At 72.2% G+C, this 21,986-nt stretch carries 14 protein-coding genes and 1 riboswitch; of the genes, 3 read left to right on the forward strand and 11 right to left on the reverse strand.

Features of this window, described 5'->3' with window-relative positions; all coding sequences use genetic code 11:
• Positions 1-68 precede the first annotated feature (68 nt).
• The 4 genes from eno to IH80_RS0117325 all read right to left on the reverse strand — a co-directional run bounded on the left by eno (position 69) and on the right by IH80_RS0117325 (position 5,199).
• Positions 69-1,355, reverse strand: coding sequence for a phosphopyruvate hydratase (eno, locus tag IH80_RS0117310; RefSeq protein ID WP_030028493.1), 1,287 nt, complete (start codon positions 1,353-1,355; stop codon positions 69-71).
• Positions 1,356-1,640: 285 nt separating this feature from the next.
• Positions 1,641-2,348 carry a transglycosylase family protein gene (locus IH80_RS0117315; protein ID WP_030961446.1) on the reverse strand — a complete coding sequence of 236 codons (708 nt, stop codon included), beginning with the start codon at positions 2,346-2,348 and terminating at the stop codon, positions 1,641-1,643.
• Positions 2,349-2,351: 3 nt separating this feature from the next.
• Positions 2,352-2,522, reverse strand: a riboswitch (cyclic di-AMP (ydaO/yuaA leader).
• A gap of 276 nt (positions 2,523-2,798) precedes the next feature.
• Positions 2,799-3,833 (reverse strand): transglycosylase family protein, encoded by a 1,035-nt coding sequence (locus IH80_RS0117320; protein ID WP_030961447.1) that lies wholly within the window; start codon positions 3,831-3,833, stop codon positions 2,799-2,801.
• A gap of 88 nt (positions 3,834-3,921) precedes the next feature.
• Positions 3,922-5,199, reverse strand: coding sequence for a cytochrome P450 family protein (locus tag IH80_RS0117325; RefSeq protein WP_037880259.1), 1,278 nt, complete (start codon positions 5,197-5,199; stop codon positions 3,922-3,924).
• 183 nt (positions 5,200-5,382) lie between these two features.
• Between IH80_RS0117325 and IH80_RS0117330 the strand changes: the two genes are divergently transcribed.
• Complete coding sequence (locus IH80_RS0117330) at positions 5,383-6,567, forward strand: globin domain-containing protein (protein WP_234432270.1); 1,185 nt, start codon at positions 5,383-5,385, stop codon at positions 6,565-6,567.
• A 14-nt stretch (positions 6,568-6,581) separates the two neighbouring features.
• On the opposite strand, the gene IH80_RS0117335 is transcribed toward IH80_RS0117330, so the two are convergent.
• The gene (locus IH80_RS0117335) at positions 6,582-7,619 is read right to left on the reverse strand and encodes a nucleoside triphosphate pyrophosphohydrolase (protein WP_030961452.1); all 1,038 of its coding nucleotides are present in this window, start codon (positions 7,617-7,619) and stop codon (positions 6,582-6,584) included.
• Between the two features lie 28 nt (positions 7,620-7,647).
• Positions 7,648-8,268, reverse strand: a complete 621-nt coding sequence (locus IH80_RS0117340) for a SurA N-terminal domain-containing protein (protein WP_030961454.1) — start codon at positions 8,266-8,268, stop codon at positions 7,648-7,650.
• 193 nt (positions 8,269-8,461) lie between these two features.
• Between IH80_RS0117340 and IH80_RS0117345 the strand changes: the two genes are divergently transcribed.
• Positions 8,462-10,813: a YfhO family protein gene (locus IH80_RS0117345; RefSeq protein WP_030961455.1), complete on the forward strand. Its 2,352-nt coding sequence runs from the start codon at positions 8,462-8,464 to the stop codon at positions 10,811-10,813.
• Between the two features lie 13 nt (positions 10,814-10,826).
• On the opposite strand, the gene IH80_RS0117350 is transcribed toward IH80_RS0117345, so the two are convergent.
• The 3 genes from IH80_RS0117350 to mfd all read right to left on the reverse strand — a co-directional run bounded on the left by IH80_RS0117350 (position 10,827) and on the right by mfd (position 16,746).
• Positions 10,827-12,356 carry a serine/threonine-protein kinase gene (locus IH80_RS0117350; protein WP_234432274.1) on the reverse strand — a complete coding sequence of 510 codons (1,530 nt, stop codon included), beginning with the start codon at positions 12,354-12,356 and terminating at the stop codon, positions 10,827-10,829.
• 56 nt (positions 12,357-12,412) lie between these two features.
• Positions 12,413-13,042 carry a hypothetical protein gene (locus IH80_RS0117355; RefSeq protein WP_030961458.1) on the reverse strand — a complete coding sequence of 210 codons (630 nt, stop codon included), beginning with the start codon at positions 13,040-13,042 and terminating at the stop codon, positions 12,413-12,415.
• A gap of 170 nt (positions 13,043-13,212) precedes the next feature.
• A complete protein-coding gene (gene mfd, locus IH80_RS0117360) occupies positions 13,213-16,746 on the reverse strand; it encodes a transcription-repair coupling factor (RefSeq protein ID WP_030961460.1) in 3,534 nt (1,177 codons plus the stop codon).
• 230 nt (positions 16,747-16,976) lie between these two features.
• On the opposite strand from mfd, the gene IH80_RS0117365 reads away from it, so the two are divergent.
• Positions 16,977-18,428 carry a DUF2079 domain-containing protein gene (locus tag IH80_RS0117365; RefSeq protein WP_051809444.1) on the forward strand — a complete coding sequence of 484 codons (1,452 nt, stop codon included), beginning with the start codon at positions 16,977-16,979 and terminating at the stop codon, positions 18,426-18,428.
• 92 nt (positions 18,429-18,520) lie between these two features.
• On the opposite strand, the gene IH80_RS0117370 is transcribed toward IH80_RS0117365, so the two are convergent.
• Complete coding sequence (locus tag IH80_RS0117370; protein ID WP_030961462.1) at positions 18,521-21,106, reverse strand: ABC transporter permease; 2,586 nt, start codon at positions 21,104-21,106, stop codon at positions 18,521-18,523.
• Positions 21,103-21,879, reverse strand: a complete 777-nt coding sequence (locus tag IH80_RS0117375) for an ABC transporter ATP-binding protein (RefSeq protein WP_386398693.1) — start codon at positions 21,877-21,879, stop codon at positions 21,103-21,105. The genes IH80_RS0117370 and IH80_RS0117375 overlap by 4 nt, the downstream gene beginning before the upstream one ends.
• Positions 21,880-21,986: the final 107 nt, after the last annotated feature.

Below are 21,986 nucleotides of genomic sequence, written 5' to 3' on the forward strand. Positions count from 1 at the left end.
GCACTACGCAATACGTCCCCGCACACGGTACGGGACCGAGTGCGGGGACGTACGGAGGCTGAGCGTGATTAGCCCTTGAAGCGCGGGAAGGCGCTGCGGCCCGCGTACACCGCGGCGTCGTCGAGGATCTCCTCGATGCGCAGCAGCTGGTTGTACTTGGCGACGCGGTCCGAGCGGGCCGGGGCGCCGGTCTTGATCTGACCGCAGTTCACGGCGACGGCGAGGTCGGCGATGGTGACGTCCTCGGTCTCACCGGAGCGGTGGGACATCATGCACTTGAAGCCGTTGCGCTGGGCCATCTCGACGGCGTCGAGGGTCTCGGTCAGCGAACCGATCTGGTTCACCTTCACGAGCAGGGCGTTCGCGGAGCCCTCCTCGATGCCGCGGGCCAGGCGCTCGGGGTTGGTGACGAAGAGGTCGTCGCCGACGATCTGGACCTTGGCGCCCAGGCGGTCGGTGATGGTCTTCCAGCCGGCCCAGTCGTCCTCGAACAGCGGGTCCTCGATGGAGACGAGCGGGTACGCCTCGACGAGCTCGGCGTAGTAGTCGGTCATCTCGGCGGCCGAGCGGGACTGGCCCTCGAACTCGTACTTGCCGTCCTTGTAGAACTCGGACGCGGCGACGTCGAGCGCGAGCGCGATGTCCTTGCCCGGGGTGTAGCCGGCCTGCTTGATGGCCTCGATGATGAGGTCGAGCGCGGCGCGGTTGGACTCCAGGTTCGGGGCGAAGCCGCCCTCGTCACCGAGACCGGTGGACAGGCCCTTGGTGTGCAGGACCTTCTTGAGGGTGTGGTAGACCTCGGCACCCCAGCGCAGCGCCTCGGAGAAGGACTCCGCGCCGATCGGGGCGATCATGAACTCCTGGATGTCCACGTTGGAGTCCGCGTGCGACCCACCGTTGAGGATGTTCATCATCGGAACGGGCAGCAGGTGCGCGTTCGGGCCGCCGAGGTAGCGGAAGAGCGGGAGGTCCGAGGCCTCGGACGCGGCGTGCGCGACGGCGAGGGAGACGCCGAGGATGGCGTTGGCGCCGAGCGAGCCCTTGTTGTCGGTGGCGTCGAGGTCGAACATGGCCTGGTCGATCAGGCGCTGCTCGGTGGCGTCGTAGCCGACGAGCTCCGGGCCGATCTGCTCGATGACGGCCAGGACGGCCTTCTCGACGCCCTTGCCCATGTAACGGTTGGGGTCACCGTCACGCAGCTCGATGGCCTCGAATGCACCGGTGGAGGCGCCGGACGGAACGGCAGCACGGCCGGTGCTGCCGTCGTCGAGGCCCACCTCGACCTCGACCGTGGGGTTGCCTCGGGAGTCCAGGATTTCCCGGGCTACGACGACGTCGATGGACGGCACGAGCATCTCCTTCTGGGATGTGACGCTGGGTGTGCGGTGGCGTGTCAGGCCGTGGGATGGCCTTGCCGCCTAGAGCCTAACCGGCTTCGGGGGTTCGACCGGCCGACCGCCCGACCCCTGGGACGAAAAAGGGACCGAATACCCCTCTTCCGGGACATACGACCCTTGATCATCGGCCTCGGAGGGGCCCCCGCGCCCGCACACACCGCCGCCCGGCGCGTGGGGGGAAGGGGCGCCGGGCGGTGGGAATTCTGCGTCTTGCGTACGCTTCTGCGGCTATCGCCGCAGCGTTCAGCTGAGCTTCAGCTTCTGGCCGGGGTAGATGAGGTCGGCGTCCGAGACGATGTCCTTGTTCAGCTCGAAGAGCTGCTGCCAGCCGCCCTTGACGCCGTTGGCCTCGGCGATGGTGCCCAGGGTGTCGCCGGGCTTGACCTCGTAGGAGCCGTTGCCGGTCTTCGGCGCGGCCGGGGCCTCGGTGCGCTCGGAACGGGTGGTCGGGACCTCGGTGCGCTTGGTCTCCTTCTTCGGCGCGGCCTTGGTCTCGGTCTTCTTGGTCTCGGTCTTCTTCGTCTCGGCCTTCGGCTTGGCGGAGGCCGGGGTCTCGGTGGAGCCGCCACCGGTGTACGAGGAGTTGGACAGGCCCTTGCCGCAGTGCGGCCAGGCACCCTTGCCCTGCTTCTTGAGGACCTTCTCGGCCACGGCTATCTGCTGCGCCTTCGAGGCCTGGTTGGCCTGCGGGGCGTACGACTTGCCGCCGAACGCGGCCCAGGTGGAGGACGAGAACTGCAGTCCGCCGTAGTAGCCGTTGCCGGTGTTGATGGACCAGTTGCCACCGGACTCGCACTGCGCGACCTTGTCCCACTCGGATGCGGTGGCGGCGCTGGCGGCGCCCGCGGCCATCAGGGGGGCGGCGACGGCCACACCGGCGACGCCGGCGAGCGTGACGATGCGAACGGCCTTGGAACCGCGACGGTGCTTGCCCTTGCCGGAAAGCAGCATGAGGTTTCTCCTCACCGACGCCTACGAGGTGAGCTGTCGGGTTCGGGCCTGTGAGTGCCCGGCGGTGCGACCTAGCGCGCCACTTAACCCCAAGCCGCTGCCCGGCCGTCTCTCAACGGCCGCTCGCGGCACCTACCTTGGTTCCCCCGCTCCTGCCTTCGGCGCTTGACGCGACGACTGTTCCCCCCGTCCGCCGGCAGGATTCGGCGATGCGGTCGAAGGAGCCCGCGGTGGCGGGCGACTCAGAAGGTAGACAGGTCTCTCCCCGATGTTCAACGAGGAACACCGGGGAGAAACGGCCCCTACTTGCGCTCCCCGCAGGGGCGTTTGCGCAGGTGAGAACGGGGTTTGCGGAAGCCCCCGGACGGGACACGCCAGTTGACCGGAAGAGACGCATGTCTCACTTGCAGAAAACAGACAATCAAGTCTTTCCGGACGAACCAACTGTCCTTATTGCGCGGTTAGATCCAGGTTCTGGCCCGGCTTGATCAGGTTGGCGTCATTGCCGATGACCTGCTCATTGGCCGCGTAGAGGCCGCTCCAGCCGCCCTTCACGCCCTTGGCAACCGCGATGGTCGCCAGGCTGTCGCCCGCCTGCACCGTGTAGACGGGGTCCGACGCGGCATCAGACGGTGCGCCCTCCTCGGGGGACGGCGCACCGCGGTGCTTGCCGTTGCCCCCGGCAGGAGTGGCACCCGGGGTCGACGGGGCGGCCGGGGTGGTCGGCGCCACGGGGGCCGTCGGGTCCGTCGGGGACGGAGTCGGGGTGACCGGCGGGGTCGTGGGCGCCGTCGGGTCCGTCGGGAGGGACGGGACCGTCGGATCGGCGGGGGTGACCGGCGGGGCCGTCGGGTCGGTCGGGGTGACCGGGGCGGTCGGGGGCGTCGTCGGGACGTCGGGCGCCGGCATGACGGGCAGTCCGACCGACGGCGCGTCGGGAATGAGGAAGGGGGAGCCCGTGGGGCTCGGGGTCTCCGCGGTCGAGAGGCCGAAGTCCGTCGCCGGCTTGCCGCCCCGGGTGGAGGGCACCACGTCGTCGGGGCGGGACGGCGCGGGGCCGACCGCGGCGGGGCTGCCCGGCAGACCCGGGTCGACCACGGCGGCCGGACCCTGCTGGTCCAGTCCGGCCGAGGCCGCGCACAGCGGCCAGGCCTGCGGGCCCTGGGAGGCCAGCACGCGCTCGGCCACGGCTATCTGCTGCGAGCGGCTCGCGAGGTCGGCCCGCTCGGCGAAGTCCAGACCGCCGGCGTTCTGCCATTCCTCCTGGGTGAACTGGAGTCCGCCGTAAGCGCCACTGCCGAAGTTCGCGCTCCACGAGCCGCCGCTCTCGCACTCGGCCACCTTGTCCCATGTGGCGGTGTCGGCAGCGGTCGCGCTGGTGGCGGCCAGCAGCGGCATGGCCAGCGCGGAGCCAGTGACTCCGGCTGTGACGACCAGCGCGGGGACCTGGCGGGGGCGTCTGTGACGGCCGTTCCCGGAGAGCATGAGGGATCACCTTTCGCATAACAGCCTGGTAACGGCAGAACCTAGCGGCCTTCGAACGATTGTCACAAGTTCAAGCGGAATCTGACTTTTAATCAGATGTTGAACAAGTGTTTTGAGCCGTGAAGCGAACGGGAAGACTACGTAGCCCTCGCATGATCAACCCCCCACGCCAGCGCAGGTCTTGGGATGGAACGGCAAGTTCCAGATCGGGCAGGCGGGTCAGCAGGGTCGCGAGGGCGGTCTGCCCCTCGAGCCGGGCGAGCGGCGCACCCAGGCAGTAGTGGATGCCATGTCCGTACCCCAGGTGCTGGTTGTCGGTCCTGGAGAGGTCGAGGGTGTCCGGATCGGCGAAGCGCCCGGGGTCCCGGTCGGCGGCTGCGAGGACGACCAGGACCGGGTCGCCGGTCTCGATCCGCTCGCCGCCGAGGGTCAGCGGCTCGGTGGCGAAGCGCCACGTCGCCAGCTCCACCGGACCGTCGTAGCGCAGGAGTTCCTCCACGCCGGTGGTCAGCAGCCCGCTCTCGCCGGCGGCCAGGGAGGCCTGCAGGCGCTCGCGCTGGACGGGGTTCATGAAGAGGGAGTGGACGCCGTTGCCGATGAGGTTCACGGTGGTCTCGAAGCCGGCGAAGAGCAGGATGAAGGCCATCGCGGTGGCCTCGCCCTCCGTCAGGTGGTCGCCGTGGTCGCTCGCCCGGATCAGGTCGGAGATCAGGTCATCGCCCAGATCGTCCCTTTTACGGTGGATGAGTTCGCCGAGGTAGGTCCGCATCTGCTTCACCGACCGGGCGACCCCGCCGCGCGGCCCGCCGCCGTGGCGGATCATCATGCCGGCCCAGTCGCGGAAGTCGTCCTGGTCCTCCCGCGGTACTCCGAGCATCTCGCAGATGGCGTAGATGGGGAGCGGGAAGGCGAACTCGTGGATGAGGTCCGCCTCACCCCGCCCCGCGAACCCGTCGATCAGGTGATCGGTGAGCGCCTGCACCCGCGGGGTGAACTCGGCGACCCTGCGCGGGGTGAACGCCTTCGACACCAGGCGCCGCAGCCGGGTGTGGTCCGGCGGGTCGATGTTCAGCAGATGCGTCATCAGCTCCGCCTTGCGCTCCCCCGGGATCCCGGTCTTGCCCTTGGCGTGCGCGGGCTCCGCGTGGTGCGCAGGATTCTTGCTGAGCCGCTGGTCGGCGAGGGCCTGGCGGGCGTCCGCGTAGCGGGTGACCAACCAGGCCTCGACCCCACTGGGGAGCCTGGTGCGGTGCACCGGCGCGTTCTCCCGCAGCCACGCGTAGGCCGGATAGGGGTCGGTCGCGAACTCCCACGTGAAGAGTTCGGGCGCCGCGCCGACGGAGGGAGTGGACGACTGATCGTGCATGTCCCCGACAGTAACCGCCCCGCACGGCGGACCCGGAGCGTCGGGCCGCGGCCCGACGCTCCGTCATCCGATATGACTGCTTGGTCGCGGCTGTCCGCAGATCGGACAACGCTTGACCTCGCCCCGTCCGGCACTCCTACTTTCGGATGTGTGGACGTGAGGATCTTGAAAAGCAGTTTCGCGGTGGTGGAGAGAAGGGCCGAACACGCGGTCAAGTTCTTCTACTCACACCTCTTCTGGCACAACCCCGGAGTCCGTGACCTCTTCCCGGTCTCCTCCGAGGACATGGAACGCCAGCGGGACCGGCTCTTCGCCGCACTCACCCACGTGATCTCCCGCCTCGACGACGACACCATCGGCCCCTACCTGCACGACCTGGGGCGCGACCACCGCAAGTTCCGGGTCCGCCCCGAGCACTACGCGGTCGTGGGCTCCAGCCTGCTCGCCGCACTCGCCGCGACCTCCGGCGACGCCTGGACCCCGCAGGTGGAGAAGGCCTGGACCGAGGCCTACCAGGTGATCGCCGACGCCATGCTCGCCGGGGCCGGTGCGAGCGAGGACCCGCCGTGGTGGGACGCGGAGGTCGTACGCCACCTCCAGTACGGGCAGGACATCGGCGTGCTGACCCTGCGGCCGCACGCCCCCTTCCCCTATCTCCCCGGCCAGTACGCGAGCGTGAGCAGCGAGCGGGTCCCCCGCACCTGGCGTCCCTACTCCATCGGCAACGCCCCCCGCCCCGACGGCACCGTCGACCTGCACGTCAGCCGGATCGACCGCGGGCGGCTCAGCACCGCCCTGGTCCGCGAGACGCAGCCCGGCGACGTCCTCAAACTCGGCGCCGCGGGCGGGCAGCTGACCTTCCGCCGCTCGGACCGCCCGGTCAGCCTGATCGCCGCCGGCACCGGCTGGGCCCCGATCCGCGCCCTGCTGGAGGAACTCGTGGACCGGCCGCCCGACCAGGACGTACGGCTCTTCGTGGTGGCCCGGGACGGCGCGCACCTCTACGACCGCCCGCTCATCGACGCCTACGGCACCTCCTGCGGCTGGCTCGACGTCACCTACATCACGCCCGCCCCCGGCCGGCACCGCAACGAGGCCACCGACCGGCTCGCGACGGCGCTGAGCAACCGGGGCCTGTGGCCCGACCAGGACGTCTACCTCAGCGGGCCGGCGCAGTTCATCGACGAGACCGCGCACCTCCTGGAGGAACTCGGCGCCCGCCCGGCCCGCCTCTTCCACGACTCCGTACCCTCCGCGGGCCCCGGCCACGAACAGCCGGGCCGCCCGCTGGGCTTCGGCGAATGGTTCCTGAACCGCCCGGCACCGCACTGGCACAACCCCGCCGCCCGCGCCCCGAGGGAGTACTGAGGGGACCGGGGCAGCTACCGCGCGGGGGCGCCGAGGCCCTCGGCCGCCCGGATCGCGTCCCGGTAGACGCGGGCCGCCGCGCGCAGCGCGGTCTCGGGGTCGACGCCCTCCGCCTCGGCGCGCGCCGCCAGCTCCAGCAGCTCGTACCCGATGCCCTCGCCGCGGGGCAGCTCCACGGCCACTGCGCCCGCACGGGCCCGGCCCGCGAGCTTGGCCGCGAGCGCCAGGCCGGGCTGGCCGACCGGGATCCCGTCGGTGACGGACTCCCGTCGCTTCTCCACCGCCTTGGTGCGCTGCCAGTGCGCGTGGACGTCCTCCGGGGTCTCGGCCTCCGCGTCGCCGAAGACGTGCGGGTGCCGGTGAATCAGCTTCTCCACAAGGGCCCCGGCCACGTCGTCGATGGAGAACGCCCCCAGGGCCTCCTCCTCACCGTCCTCCGCGTCGGCGCCGTCCGGGAGGCCCTCCTCCGCGATCCGGGCGTGGAAGACCACCTGGAGCAGGACGTCGCCGAGCTCCTCGCGCAGCTCCTCCCGGTCCCCGTCCTCGATCGCCTCGACGAGCTCGTACGCCTCCTCGATCGCGTACTTGGCCAGGCCCCGGTGGGTCTGCCGGGAGGTCCACGGGCATTCGCGCCGGACCCGGTCCATCACCTGGACCAGGTCGAGCAGGCGCGCACCCGGCAGGTCGTAGGAGCCGGGGAGCAGTTCCAGGTCGGGCATGGAGACCCGGCCGGAGCCGGCCAGCCGCGCCAGCCCGTCGGTGAGCCGCTGGTCGCCCTCCCCGCCCGGGAGCACCACGACCGTGCGGCCGCCCGCGCAGGCCTCCACCAGCGCGTGCGCGTCCGGGGCCGCGAGCTCGACCGCGACGCCCGCCTCCCGCAGGTACGGCAGCTGCGGGTGGCCGGGGTCGGCGCACAGCACCCGGTCCGCGGCGTGCAGGGTCTGCCACGCCGGCCAGGACAGCACCCCGGGGGCGACCCGGTGGCTGGTGGTCAGCAGGACGATACGGCCGGTGGGCTCGGCCGGGGCGGTGGGCTGGGAGTGGTCGGTCACCCTCCGAACCTACCTCCGCCGGGGACCGTCAGGCTCCGGCGGGTTGCTGCTCGGGCCGGGTCCGCTGGGTGATCCAGGCGGTCTCCACCGGGCCGAGGCCGACCTGCTTGGCGTCCCAGGCCCCGTAGCGCGGGTTCACCTCGATGTCGAGGGCCTCCGACGCCTTGGTGAGCGGCTCGATGATCCGGTCCTCGCCGAAGCGCTCGCTCAGCTTGTCGAGCAGCAGCCGGAAGCGCAGGTCCTCGTCGATCTGCCCGGGCGCCAGCGGGACGCGGGCCTGGAGGGCCATCTGCTCCAGCGCCGCCGCGCCCTTGTCGCCCTCCTGCGCCTTGCGGGCGTCCTCGATCTCCTTGGTCGTGACGGAGATGCCCGCGTCGTCGGCCGCCCGCTCCAGCACCCGCAGCTGGATCATCTTGCCGAGCTTGATCCTCTCCAGCTGCGGGGTGTTGGCAATGAGGGTCGCGGCCTGCTCGGACCGGTTCTGTGCGGTGCGGACGTCGTTCACCTGGGCCTGGAGCGCGGAGGTGGTGATCCGTTCACCGCCGACGACGGCCGCGGTGCCGGGCCGGGTCTCGCCCGAGCAGGCGGACAGCAGGGGCGCCGCCACGAGCAGGGCGGCGGAGACGGAGAGCGCAGTGCGACGGTGCAAAGGAGCCTCCAGGGCCGGGAGATTGTGCGTCAATGCACAAGGGCCGTGCGGTGATCGATGGTATGCAGTAAGGGTGGCCCGGGCCACCGGTTCGACCAACGATTCGCGGGGTGTCCGGGGTACGTGTCTGTTCGTGTCGCAGCCATGCCGCGGCCACTCCCGCTTCCCCCGGTGCTGCCAGGGTCGGCCCACCATGTCGACACCGCACCGCTCGCCGCGCCGCCGCAGTCCGTCCGGTTCGGCGCTCGCCGCCCTGCTCACGGCGGTGGCCGTGTGCGCCGGGGACGCCGCCGCCCGCGTCTTCCCGTACGGACCGCGCCACCGCAGCGTCAACGACCTCGGCAATCAGTTCGTACCCTTCCACGCGCACCTGTGGGACCTCCTGCACGGCCGCGCGCAGGGCGGACTGCTGTTCAACTGGCAGTCCGGCTACGGCACGAGCTTCCTGCCCGACCTCGGCACCTACCTGACCGGCCCGTTCTCCGTCCTCGTCGCCCTCTTCCCGCGCGCCGACATCGACCTGGCCGTGTACGTCGTCACCGTGCTCAGGACGGCCGCCGCCGCGGCCGCCATGGCCTGGCTGCTGCGCACCCTCCACCGGGGACCGTGGTGGGCGGCCGGACTGCTCGGGGCCTCCTACGCCCTGTGCGGCTGGTCGGTGATCGAGGCCTCCTACAACCCGATGTGGCTGGACGGCCTGATCGCCTTCCCGCTGCTGTGCCTGACCGGCGAATGGGCACTGCGCGGGCGGCGGGTGCTGCTCGCCCCGCTGGTCGTCGCCGTCTGCTGGACCGCGAACTTCTACACCGCCTACATGGCGACGCTCGGCGCCGCCCTGGTGCTGCTGGTACGGGTGGTGCTGACCCGGCAGGGTCCGCGGACCCGGACCGCGGTGATCGCCCGGGCGGCCGGGAGCACCGTGCTGGGCATCGCGCTGGCGGCGCCGGTCCTGCTCCCGCTGTTCCTCAGCTCGGGGCAGGCCCACCCGGGATGGGTGAAGGAGTTCCGGCCGGTGTCCTGGGCGGACCTCTTCGCCCGGCTGCTGCCGGGAACGTACTCCTTCTCCTCCCCCGCCGTCTTCGTGGGCACCGGCACGCTGCTGCTGGTCGCCGCGCTGCCCTTCCACCGGGCGGTGCCGCTGCGCGACCGGCTGTGGTGGACGGGACTGACGGCCGCCGTGGCGCTCTCCCTGCAGTGGGCGCCGACCCATCTGGCCTGGCACCTGTTCGCCACCCCCAACGGCAGCCCGTACCGGCAGACCTTCGTCCTGGCCGGGATCGCCGTCATCGCCGCCTGGACCGCGCTCGCCGGCGGACCGCCGCGGCCGCCGGCGCTGGCCGCGGGCGCGGGCGTCCTGGCCGCCGCCGCGCTGTGGGCGCGCACCAGCACACTGACCACGGCCTGGGGGTACGCCCTGTTCGCGGGCGGCCTGGTGGCGGCGGGCGCGGCCTGGTGGGCGGTGCGCCACCGACGACCGGCACTGCCCGCGGCCGGACTGCTGGCCCTGGTCCTGCTCGCGCAGGCGGCGGCGACCACCGCCTTCGGCCACAAGGGCAAACTGGCCGGCCTCGACGACTACCCGTCCTGGGGGGCCTCCCACACCGCGCGCGCCGCGGCCCTGGCGGCGGCCGGGGGCTGGCCCGCGTACCGCACGGACCCGAGCCGGCCCGCCCTGTCGGGCAACGACCCGCTGCTGCTGGGCGGGGAGGGCGGCTCGTACTACAGCAGCCACACCCCCGAGGTGTTCACGCGGACGATGGCTGCGCTCGGCGCCGGCTGGACCTCGCGCGGCCGCAACGTCCAGAGCATCGACAACCCCGTCACCGACGCCGTCTTCGCGGTCGGCGCCCGCCTCCGGCCGGACGGCTCGGTGCTGCGCGCCGAGGTGCCCCCGCTGGTGACGACCCGCCCGCCCGGCGCACCGGCCTCCTACGGCGACTCGCCCTTCGCCAACCAGGAACTCCTGCTGGGCGCCCGCGTGTACGAGGACCCGCTCGCACCCGGCGTCTGCCGCGCGGGCACCGAGGCCTACCTGTGGGCGCCGGAGTACGACGCCACGGCCCGCCTCGCCGACGGCCCGGCCTTCCGGCTGAACGGCAACCCGCCCCGCAACCGGGCGGCCCTCCAGCCGATGGGACCCTCCCGCGGCGCCTCCTCGGCGCTGGTCTTCGACGCGGCCCCGCCGCCCCGCTGGACCCTGTCCTGCCTGGACCGCACCCGCCTCGACGCGGCGGTGGCCGCCCTGCGCGCCACGGCCGCGACCTCGGTCCGGGCCGGCTCCTCCGGCATCCGGGCCGACCTGCCCGCGGGCAGCAACGGCACGGCGGTCCTCTCCGTCCCCGCGATCGCCGGCTGGACCTGCAACGGCCGCCCCGCCTCGGCGCACCTGGGGCTGGTCGCGGTCCCCCTCACCCCCGGCACCACGCGGGTCGCCTGCTCCTTCCGGCCGCCCGGGCTGCTCCCCGGTCTGGCGGTCGCCGCGGCGGCCCTGACCCTGCTCGCGGTCACCGTGGTCAGGGCCCGCGGCTCCCGCCGGCGGGCGTGAGCGGCCGGGCCCGTCAGCGGACCTGGCTCAGCCACTGCAGGGTGCGGCGTATCTCCGACGGGAAGGGATGGGCCGGACCGTGCAGGCGCTCCGCGTCGAACAGCAGCCGGGCCAGGGTGTCGTGGGCCGCCGGCCGGTCACCGAGGGACAGCAGCAGGTGCGCGATCCGGCGGCGGATCTCCAGCGGCAGGGCCTGGTCCGGGTTGGCGTAGCGGTTCTCGAAGTACGGCAGCAGCGAGCGGTACTCCGCCAGGGCGGCGGCCGGCTCGCCCAACTGCTCCAGGCACTGCGCCGCGTCGTAGCGGAACCGCAGGGACTGCGGGTCGCCCGCCGGGAACTCCTCGGCGAGGCGCCGCAGTTCGGGCAGGGCCCGGCGGTACTGGCCGTCGTCCATCAGGGTGGCCGCGTACTGCTTGCGCAGGGAGCGGACCACCGGCGAGTGCTCGCCGTGCTCGGCGGCCGCCGCCGGGAGGATCCCGCCGAGGATGTCCACGGCCTGCGTGAGCCGGCCCTGGTCCAGGAGCGTGCGGGCCTGGTCCACCGCGCCCGGGATGTCGGGCTTCTGCGGCACCGGCACCGGCGCGGGGGTCCGCGTCGGCGTCGGCGTGGACGTGGGCGTCGGCGGCACGGGGGTGCCCGTCGGCGTGGACGTCGGCGGGGTGGTCGGCCGCGGCGGGATCACCGCGGCCCGGTCCGGCCAGGGCGCCTGGGGCCGCACGAAGGGCCGCGTCGGGTCGAGCGGTCCGGAGGCACCGCGGCCGTCGCGGGCCGGCAGCAGCGGGGCGAGGGCCTCGTAGACCTCCTGCGCCGAGGACGGCCGGTCCTGCGGGTCCTTCGCGAGGAGGCGCATCAGGAGCGCCTCCAGCTCCTGCGGGACCTCCGGGCGCTGCGGCCGGACCGGGACCGGAGCCTCGTACAGGTGCCGGTGGAGCACCCCGAGGGCGGTGGACCCGGCGAAGGGGACGTTTCCGCTGAGGAGTTCGTACAGGAGCACACCGAGCGCGTACAGGTCGGTGTACGGGCCCACCGCGCCGCTCATCGCCTGCTCGGGCGCCATGTACGCCGGGCTGCCGATGGGCGTTCCGGTGCTGGTGAGGCGGGTGGTGTCGGTGTCCATGACCGAGGCCACGCCGAGGTCGAGGACCAGGACGGTGCCGTCCGGGCGGACCATCACGTTGCGCGGCTTCAGGTCGCGGTGGACGATCGGCACGGCGTGCACGGCCGACAGCACCGAGCACAGCTGCGCGACGACCGCGACCGCCCACTGCCACGGGTAGGGGCCGTGCGCGGCCAGGTGGTCGGCGAGGTCGGAGCCCTCGACGTAACCCATCACGAGGAACAGCTCGTCACCGTCGCTGCCCGCGTCATGGACGGTGACCAGACCCGGGTGGTCCACCTGCGCCGTGACCCGGCACTCGCGCACGAATCGGCGGCGCAGCTCCTCCGCGACCGTGCCGGGACCGGCGACCTTGTCCGGGCGCAGCAGCTTGACGGCGACCCGCCGGTCCAGGCGCCGGTCGTAGGCCGTCCAGACCTGGCCCATGCCGCCCTGTCCCAGAACGCTCGCCAGCTGGTAGCGGTCTCCGATGAGGCGGTCGGTCACTGCTGCGGATCCCGGAAGGGGGTCTGGTTCGGGTCCTGGTGGTGGCCGCCGGGCGGCGGGGTCTGCTTGCGCAGCAGCTCACTGAGCTCGTCGAGTTCGGCCCGGACCTGCCCGATGCGCGGGGGCGGCGTCGGCTGCGGCGGCACCTGCGGGACGGCCGGCGTCTGGCCCGAGATCACGGTCGGGGCCTGGGCGTGCGGGTAGCCGTAGGAGGGCGAGGTCTGCTGCGGGTGTCCGTAGGACGCGGGCTGCCCCGGGTACCACGGCACGGGCGCCGCCGACCGCAGGGCCTCGTGGTGCTTGATGTCGGCGACGAGGAAGTACACGCAGACCGCGAAGCCCGTGAGGATCGAGCCACCGGCGCCGAGGTTGCCCTGCCAGCCGTCGACGTCGGGGGTGGGGTCGAGCTGGATCAGCGTCATCCAGACGACCGCGAGCACACCGCTGAGCACCAGCAGCCCCCAGTCCCGGGACCTGCGGGTGACCAGCGCCAGCCGCAGCATCGAGCCCCAGGCCAGGAAGCCGCAGCTCAGGACGGGCAGCAGCATGAACACCACGCGCAGTGCCACCACACCGCCCGAGGTGGACTGGGGGGCGTGCTGCGGCGGAAGGCCGGGGCCGTGCATCGCTGCTCCTGACGGGCCGTGCGGAAGAGGTTTCGGATCTGAGGGTATACAGCGTTACCGGCCATCAGTGAGGGGATGCGCGCAACCGTTGCAGGGTCGCAGCACGACCCCCGGCGGCGTGGGGGCCGCGGCCCGGGAGCACACGCTCCCGGGCCGCGGCCGGGCACGGCCTACGAGCCGAGGATGGTGGTGAGGAACTCGCCGGTCCAGCCCAGCAGTTCCCGGCCGACCACCGGCTTGCCGCCGATCCTGCCCGCCTTGGGGCGGGGGACCAGCACCTGCGAGGTCGCCGGCTTGAGCACCGACCCCGGGTAGAGGCGCTTGAGGCGCAGCTCCTGCGACTCGCGCAACTCCACCGGCCCGAAGCGGACGTTGTTGCCCTGGAGGGTGATGTCGCCGACCCCGCAGGCCCGCGCCAGCATCCGCAGCCCCGCCACCAGCAGCAGGTTCTCCACCGGCTCCGGCAGCTTGCCGTAGCGGTCGGTGAGTTCCTCGCGCACGGCCTTGACGTCCGCCTCGGAGGCGGCCGAGGCGATGGACCGGTACGCCTGCAGGCGCAGCCGCTCGCCGGGCGCGTAGTCGTGCGGGACGTGCGCGTCGACCGGCAGCTCGATCTTGACCTCCAGCGGCGGCTCCTCCTCCGCCCCTCCCTCGACCGCGGCCCGGTAGTCGGCCACCGCCTCGCCGACCATGCGGATGTAGAGGTCGAAGCCGACGCCCGCAATGTGACCGGACTGCTCCCCGCCGAGCAGGTTGCCCGCGCCGCGGATCTCCAGGTCCTTCATCGCCACGTACATGCCCGCGCCCATCTCGGTGTGCTGGGCGATCGTCGCGAGCCGCTCGTGCGCGGTCTCCGTCAGCGGCTTCTCCGGGGGGTACAGGAAGTACGCGTACCCGCGCTCGCGGCCGCGGCCGACGCGCCCGCGCAGCTGGTGCAGCTGCGAGAGGCCGAAGTTGTCACCGCGCTCCACGATGAGGGTGTTGGCGTTGGAGATGTCGATGCCGGACTCGACGATGGTGGTGGAGACCAGGACGTCGAACTTCTTCTCCCAGAAGTCGACGACGACCTGCTCCAGCGCCTGCTCCGACATCTGGCCGTGCGCCGTCGCGATCCGCGCCTCGGGCACGATCTCGCGCAGCTTGGCCGCCGCCCGATCGATGGACTCGACCCGGTTGTGGATGTAGAAGCACTGGCCCTCGCGGAGCAGTTCACGGCGGATGGCCGCGCCGATCTGCTTCTCCTCGTACGGGCCGACGAAGGTGAGCACCGGGTGGCGCTCCTCCGGCGGGGTCGTGATCGTCGACATCTCGCGGATGCCGGTCACCGCCATCTCCAGGGTGCGCGGGATCGGCGTCGCGGACATCGTCAGCACGTCGACGTTGGCCCGCAGCTTCTTCAGCTGTTCCTTGTGCTCGACGCCGAAGCGCTGCTCCTCGTCGACGATGACCAGGCCCAGGTCCTTGAAGCGGGTCTCCTGCGAGAACAGCCGGTGGGTGCCGATGACCACGTCCACCGAGCCCTCCTTCAGTCCCTCCAGGGTCGCCTTCGACTCGGTCTCGCTCTGGAAGCGGGACAGCGCCTTCACGTTGACCGGGAACTGGCTGTAGCGCTCGGAGAAGGTCCCGAAGTGCTGCTGCACGAGGAGCGTGGTCGGTACGAGGACGGCGACCTGCTTGCCGTCCTGGACCGCCTTGAAGGCCGCCCGGACCGCGATCTCGGTCTTGCCGTAGCCGACGTCGCCGCAGATCAGCCGGTCCATGGGGACCGACTTCTCCATGTCCTCCTTGACCTCGGCGATGGTGGTGAGCTGGTCGGGCGTCTCCGCGTACGGGAAGGCGTCCTCCAGCTCGCGCTGCCACGGGGTGTCGGGACCGAAGGTGTGCCCGGGGGCCGCCATGCGCGCGCTGTAGAGCTTGATGAGGTCGCCGGCGATCTCCTTGACCGCCTTCTTCGCGCGCGCCTTGGTCTTGGTCCAGTCGGCGCCGCCGAGCCGGTGCAGGGTCGGGGCCTCGCCTCCGACGTACTTGGTGACCTGCTCCAGCTGGTCGGTGGGGATGTAGAGGCGGTCGCCGGGCTGGCCGCGCTTGGCCGGCGCGTACTCCACCAGCAGGTACTCGCGGGTGGCGCCCTGCACCGTGCGCTGGACCATTTCGACGTAGCGGCCCACGCCGTGCTGCTCGTGGACGATGTAGTCGCCGGCCTCCAGGGTCAGCGGGTCGATCGTCTTGCGGCGGCGCGTCGGCATCCGGCCGAGGTCCTTGGTGGCGGTCCGCTGCCCGGTCAGGTCGGTCTCGGTGAGCACCGCCAGGCGCAGGACCGGGTCGACGAAGCCGTTGTCGATCGACCCGCAGGCGACGTGGACCAGGCTCGGCTCCAGGGTGCCCAGGTCCGGCTCCAGCCGGGCGGCGATGCCCTCGCCGGCGAGCACCTCGACGGTGCGGGCGGCCGGGCCGTGGCCCTCGGTCAGGTAGACCGTGTGCCAGCCGTCGGCGATCCAGCCCTTGGTGTCGGCCAGGGCGCGGGCGGTGTCGCCGCGGTAGGCCTCCGGGGCGTGCATGCCGAGCTTGAGGGTGTCGGCGGCCAGGTCGGTGTCGTCCGCGGCGAACGGGGAGACCGACCACCACATCATGCCGAGCTCGCGGGCCCGGTCGCGGACGTCCGCGATGCCCCGCAGCGAGGCCGCGCCGACGTCGATGGGGGCCTCGCCGCCGCCCGCGGTGGCCGCCCATGAGGCCATCAGGAACTCCTGGCTGGTCGCGACGAGGTCTGCGGCCCGGCTCCGTACCCGCTCCGGGTCGCAGACGACGGCCATCGCCCCGGCGGGCAGCACGTCGATCAGCAGCTCCATGTCGTCGACCAGGACCGGGGCGAGGGACTCCATGCCCTCCACCGCGATCCCCTCGGCGATCCTGCCGAGCAGTTCGCCCAGCTCCGGGTGCGCCTCGGCGAGGGCCAGGGCCCGCTCCCGCACGGCGTCCGTGAGCAGCAGTTCACGGCAGGGCGGCGCCCACAGGCCGTGCTCGGCGATCTCCAGGGAACGCTGGTCGGCGACCTTGAAGTAGCGGATCTCCTCGACCTCGTCGCCCCAGAACTCCACGCGCAGCGGGTGTTCCTCGGTGGGCGGGAAGACGTCGAGGATGCCGCCGCGCACGGCGAACTCGCCACGCTTCTCGACCAGCTCGACGCGGGCGTACGCGGCCGCGGCCAGCGCCTCGGTGACCTCGCCCAGATCGGCGGTCGCGCCCTGCCGAAGGCTCACCGGTACGAGGTCCCCCAGGCCCTTGACCTGCGGCTGGAGCACGGACCGGATGGGGGCGACGATCACGCTCACGGGACCCGCGGCCGGGTCGTCCTTGCTCGGGTGCACCAGGCGGCGCAGCACGGCGAGCCGCCGGCCCATGGTGTCGCTGCGCGGACTCAGCCGCTCGTGCGGCAGCGTCTCCCAGGACGGGTACTCGGCCACCTCGTCGGGCGGCAGCAGGGAGCGCAGCGCCGCGGCCAGGTCCTCGGCCTCGCGCCCGGTGGCGGTGACCGCCAGCACCGTCCGCTCGGTCCGCCGGGCCAGCGCGGCGATCGCGAAGGGCCGCGCGGCGGCCGGTCCGACGAGGTCCACGTGCATGCGGTTGCCGTCACCGGCCGCGGTGACCGCCTCGGTGAGGGCGGCGTCCCGGGTGACGGCGTCGAGCAGTCCGTGCAGGCTCATGAGGAGGCTTTCCGTCCGGTGATGTCTGGGGCTTGCGGGCGTGAGGGGGCAACGCGAAGGACCCGACACGTCGTACGGGCCGGGGGTTCCCACCCTACGACGGAGCCCACACCGGCGCGCGAGGGATTCGGGCCACGGCGCGTGCCCGGACCCTCCTCGTCCTTGTGACGTTGCTCCCGCTTTACGATGTTCACGTAACCAGCGCCTGAGCTCGCCGCGTCCTTTTCCGCATGAGTTCACGCCGAACGGCCGAGGAGCACGAGTCCGTGACGAGCGATGCCATAGCCCGCCCGGCACCGGCGGCCCAGGCCCCGACGAGGGCGGCCGCACCCCGCTGGGCCGGCCCCTGGGCGGTGGCCGCCGGGCTCTTCCTCGTCTACCTCGTGCTGTCCGTCGGCCGGTTCCGGCGCATGGACTGGGCCTCCTGGGACCTGGGGATCTTCGAGCAGGCGATCCGCGCGTACGCCCACCTCCAGGAGCCCGTCGCCGACCTGAAGGGGCCGGGGGCCAACATCCTCGGGGACCACTTCAGCCCGGTCATCGCGCTCGTCGCACCCGTCTACCGGGTCTTCCCCGGGCCGATCACGCTGCTGGTCGTCCAGGCCGCACTGTTCGCCCTCTCCGCCGTCCCCGTCACCCGGGCGGCCGCACGGCTCCTGGGCCGGGCCCGCGGGATCGCCGTCGGAGTCGCGTACGGCCTGTCCTGGGGCGTCCAGCGTGCGGTGGAGTTCGACTTCCACGAGATCGCCTTCGCCGTGCCACTGCTGGCCTTCGCCCTGGAGGCGGTGTTGGCCCGGCGCTGGCGGGCCGCGCTGCTGTGGGGGCTGCCCCTGGTCCTGGTCAAGGAGGACCTCGGCTTCACACTGGCCGCCCTGGCCGTGGTGGTGGCCTGGCGCAGCCGCACCACCGACCGGCGCACCGCCTGGACCGCGCTCGGCATCGCCGCAGCCGCCTGCGTGTTCGCCGTCCTGGTGTTCACCGTCTTCATACCGGCCTTCGCGACCGACGGCTACGGCTACTGGCACAAGATCGAGAGCGGGGGCCCCTTCGCCGGCACCGGCACCAAGCTGGCCACCCTCGGATGGGTACTGATCCCCACCTCCGGCCTGCTGGCCCTGCGCTCTCCTCTGCTGCTGGTCGCCGCCCCCACCCTCGGCTGGCGGTTCCTGTCCGGGGACGACCACTACTGGTCCACCGACTGGCACTACAGCGCCGTGCTGATGCCCGTCGTCGCCCTCGCCCTGGTCGACGCCATCGACACCGTGCGCCGCGGCGAACGCCCCTGGCTGCGCTCCTACGCCCTCCAGCTGCCCACGGCCGTGCTCGCCGCGGCCCTCGCCCTGGCCATGACCAGCATGCCGACCGCCAAGCTCACGGAGGCGTCCACGTACGAGAAGCCCGACCGTGTCGTCGCGATCGAACGGCTCCTCGACCGGATCCCCGACGGGGCCACCGTGGAGGCGGACACCACCCCGCTGACCCGGCTGACCTCCCGCTGCCGCGTCCTGTGGATCGGCGGCAGCAAAGGCGTCGTACCCGACTGGATCACCATCGACAACGGCAACAAGTGGGCCGGCGAGGACCCGACCGTCTACGCCACCCAGCTCCACCCGGGCGAGCGCTACACCCTGGTGGGCGAGGCCGGCGGGATCGTCCTGCTGCAGCGGGACACCTCCGGCTGAGCCGGGCGGCCCCCGCCGCCGGACGACAAGGGCGCAGGCCCGGGACACCTGGTCCCGGGCCTGCGCCCACCCCCGTACGAACGCGGCGCCGGTTACTCGCTCGCGATCGCGTTCAGAACGTTCATCCGTCCCGCCCGGAAGGCCGGGACCAGTGCGGCGAACAGGCCCACGAAGGCGGATCCGGCGAACACCCCGATGATCGTCGGCCACGGGATCTCCAGGACCTCCAGACCCTCCAGCGCCAGCAACTGCTGCGCGGTGGCCCCCCAGCCCATGCCCAGCCCGAGGCCGAGGAGGGCGCCGAAGAGGGCGATGACCACCGACTCCAGGCGGATCATGCGGCGCAGCTGGCGGCGGGAGAGGCCGATGGCGCGCATCAGGCCGATCTCGCGGGTCCGCTCGACCACCGACAGGGCCAGGGTGTTCACGACGCCCAGGACCGCGACGATGATCGCGAGGCCCAGGAGTCCGTAGACCATGTTCAGCAGCTGGCCGACCTGGTCCTTCAGCGCCTGCTTGTAGTCGGCCTGGTTGCGCACCACGTACTGCGGGTACTCGGCCAGGGCCGCCTTGACGGACTTGTAGGCGGCGGCGTCGGACTGCCCGTCCTTGGCGGTGGCGAGCAGCATGAAGGGCAGCGGCATCCGGTCCGCGGGCACGTTCGCCCGGGCGGTCTCGGTGCTGATGTAGGCCATGCCCTTGTCGAGGTTGCCCTCGTCGCTGGTGATCGCCGCGACCTTCAGCTTGACCGTCCTGCCGCCGGTGAAGGCGACGGTCATCTCGTCACCGAGCTTGATGCCGTGCTGGGTGGCGTAGAGGGAGCCCACCGACATGGAGCCGTCGCCGTAGGCCGCCGCGTGCTCGCCGGCGGTCATCTTGCGCCGGAGGTCCTTGGCGTACGTCGGGTCGGTCGCGCCGAGTCCGGTCTCCTCGGTGGTGCCGTCGGGCGCGGTGAGCTTGGCGGCAACCTGGCGGTAGGCGGTGACGTGGTCGAGTCCGGCGGTGGCGCGCAGGGCCTGCTCGGCCTGCGGCAGTACGGGCTGGCGGGACTCGGAGGCGACGATGTAGTCCGCGCCGACCGACTTGTCGAGCTCGTCGGTCGCGGAGGCCACCATCGAGGAGCCGACCACCGACAGGCAGGCGACCAGCGCGAGGCCGATCATCAGCGCGGCGGCGGTGGCGCCGGTGCGGCGCGGGTTGCGCAGGGCGTTGCGCTTGGCGAGCCGGCCCACGGACCCGAAGGGCCGCAGGACCACGCCGGAGAGCACCCGCACCACGCCCGCGGCGAGCAGCGGGCCGATGACGATGAAGCCGATGAGGGTGAGGACGACGCCCAGGCCCAGCCAGAGGGATCCGGCTCCGGCCTTCTCGGCGGTTGCGGCGAGGTAGAGGGAGGCGCCGCCGATGCCGGTGAGGACCAGGCCGAGGGCGGCGCGGACGCGGCCGGCCTTCTTGTCGCCGGGGGTTCCGGACTCGCGCAGGGCGGCCATCGGGGAGACCTTGCCGGCGCGGCGGGCCGGGACGAAGGCGGAGATCACCGTCACGACGACGCCGAGGACGATGCCGACGACGGGGGTGGTCCAGGCGACGGTCAGGTCGTCGGTGGACAGGTGCATGCCCATCTGGCCCATGAGCGCCATCAGTGCGACGGCCAGGCCCACGCCCGCGCCGACGCCCAGGACCGAACCGACCACGCCGAGCAGGAAGGCCTCGACGACCACGGACTTCAGGACCTGCCCGCTGTCCGCGCCGATGGCACGCATCAGGCCGATCTCGCGGGTGCGCTGGGCGACCAGCATGGAGAAGGTGTTGAAGATCAGGAAGATGCCGACGAGGAAGGCGATGCCGGCGAAGCCCAGCATCACGTACTTCATGACGTCGAGGAAGGCGCCGACGTCCTTGCGGTTGGCGTCCGCGGCCTCCTTGGCGGTCTGGAGCTTGTAGGTGTCCGCACCGACGGCGCCCGCGACGTTCGCCTTGAGCTGCTCGTCGCTCACCCCGTCCTCGGCGGTGACGTTGATGTGCGTGAAGGAGTCGGCGGAGCCGAGCAGCGCCTGCTGCGCGGTGGACGTGTCGAAGTAGACGACGGCCGCGCCCGGGTTGGTCACGGTGAAGGTGGCGATACCGGTGATCCTGGCGCGGGTGTCGCCGGTGACGGCGATGGTGCGCAGCTCGTCACCGAGCTTCAGGCCGTGCTTCTTCGCGGTGTCGGCGTCGACCATCACCTCGGTGGGGCCGCGCGGGGCCTGCCCCGAGGTGATCTTCATGGACTTGAGCTCGTTGTCGCTCCAGTTGCCCGCGATGGTCGGGGCTCCGGTGGTCGAGCCCATGTTCTCGTTCTTGGCGTTGACCACCGTGACGGCCATGGAGACGACGCCGCCCTCGGCGCTCTTGACGCCCTGCGCCTTCCTGACCTGCTCGACGACCGAGCCGGCCAGCATCTCCGGCTTGCCGCGGTCGGGGGTTTCCTCCCCGCTCCCGGCGGCCTTGGGGCTGACGGTCACATCGGAGTTGGTGACGGCGAACAGCTTGTCGAAGGTGGTGTTCATCGTGTCGGTGAACACCAGCGTGCCGCAGACGAAGGCGACGGACAGCAGGACCGCGACGGCCGAGAGGACCATCCGCCCCTTGTGCGCGACGAAGTTGCGCCGCGAGGTCTTCAGGACCGTGTTGCTCATGAGGTCCGCCCGCGCGCGTCGAAGTCCTTCATCCGGTCCAGGACCTGGTCGGCGGTGGGGGCGTGCATCTCGTCGACGATCCGGCCGTCGGCCAGGAAGATGACGCGGTCGGCGTAGGAGGCGGCGACGGGATCGTGGGTGACCATGACGATGGTCTGGCCGAGCTCGTCCACCGAACGGCGCAGGAAGCCGAGGACCTCGGCGCCCGCACGGGAGTCCAGGTTTCCGGTCGGCTCGTCACCGAAGATGATCTCGGGGCGGGCGGCGAGGGCGCGGGCGACGGCCACGCGCTGCTGCTGGCCGCCGGAGAGCTCGGTCGGACGGTGCTTGAGCCGGCCGGCCAGGCCGACGGTCTCCACCACCCGGTTCAGCCACTGCGCGTCGGGCTTGCGGCCCGCGATGTCCATGGGGAGCGTGATGTTCTCCAGGGCGTTGAGCGTGGGCAGCAGGTTGAAGGCCTGGAAGATGAAGCCGATCCGGTCGCGGCGCAGCCGCGTGAGCTTCTTGTCCTTCAGCCCGGTGATCTCGGTGTCGTCCAGGTGGATCTGCCCGCTGGTCACCGTGTCGAGGCCGGCGAGGCAGTGCATCAGCGTGGACTTGCCGGAACCCGACGGACCCATGATCGCGGTGAACTGGCCGCGCATGATGTCCACGTCCACCTCGTCGAGGGCGACGACCCGCGTCTCCCCGGAGCCGTAGGCCTTGACGACCTTCCGCGCCCGGGCCGCGACGGCAGCATGCCCTCCAGTACCCCCGTGCCTGGTTTCGGTCATTGCCGTTGTCACGGTCTGTCTCCTTCTTCGAATGCGTGCGTCTGCGTCACTGCGCCGCCGTGATGAGTCTGCGGCGGTGGGCCCTGCGGCGCGCTGGTGCCCGTCGC

This window comes from Streptomyces sp. NRRL S-378 (assembly GCF_000720645.1).
Lineage (GTDB): Bacteria > Actinomycetota > Actinomycetes > Streptomycetales > Streptomycetaceae > Streptomyces.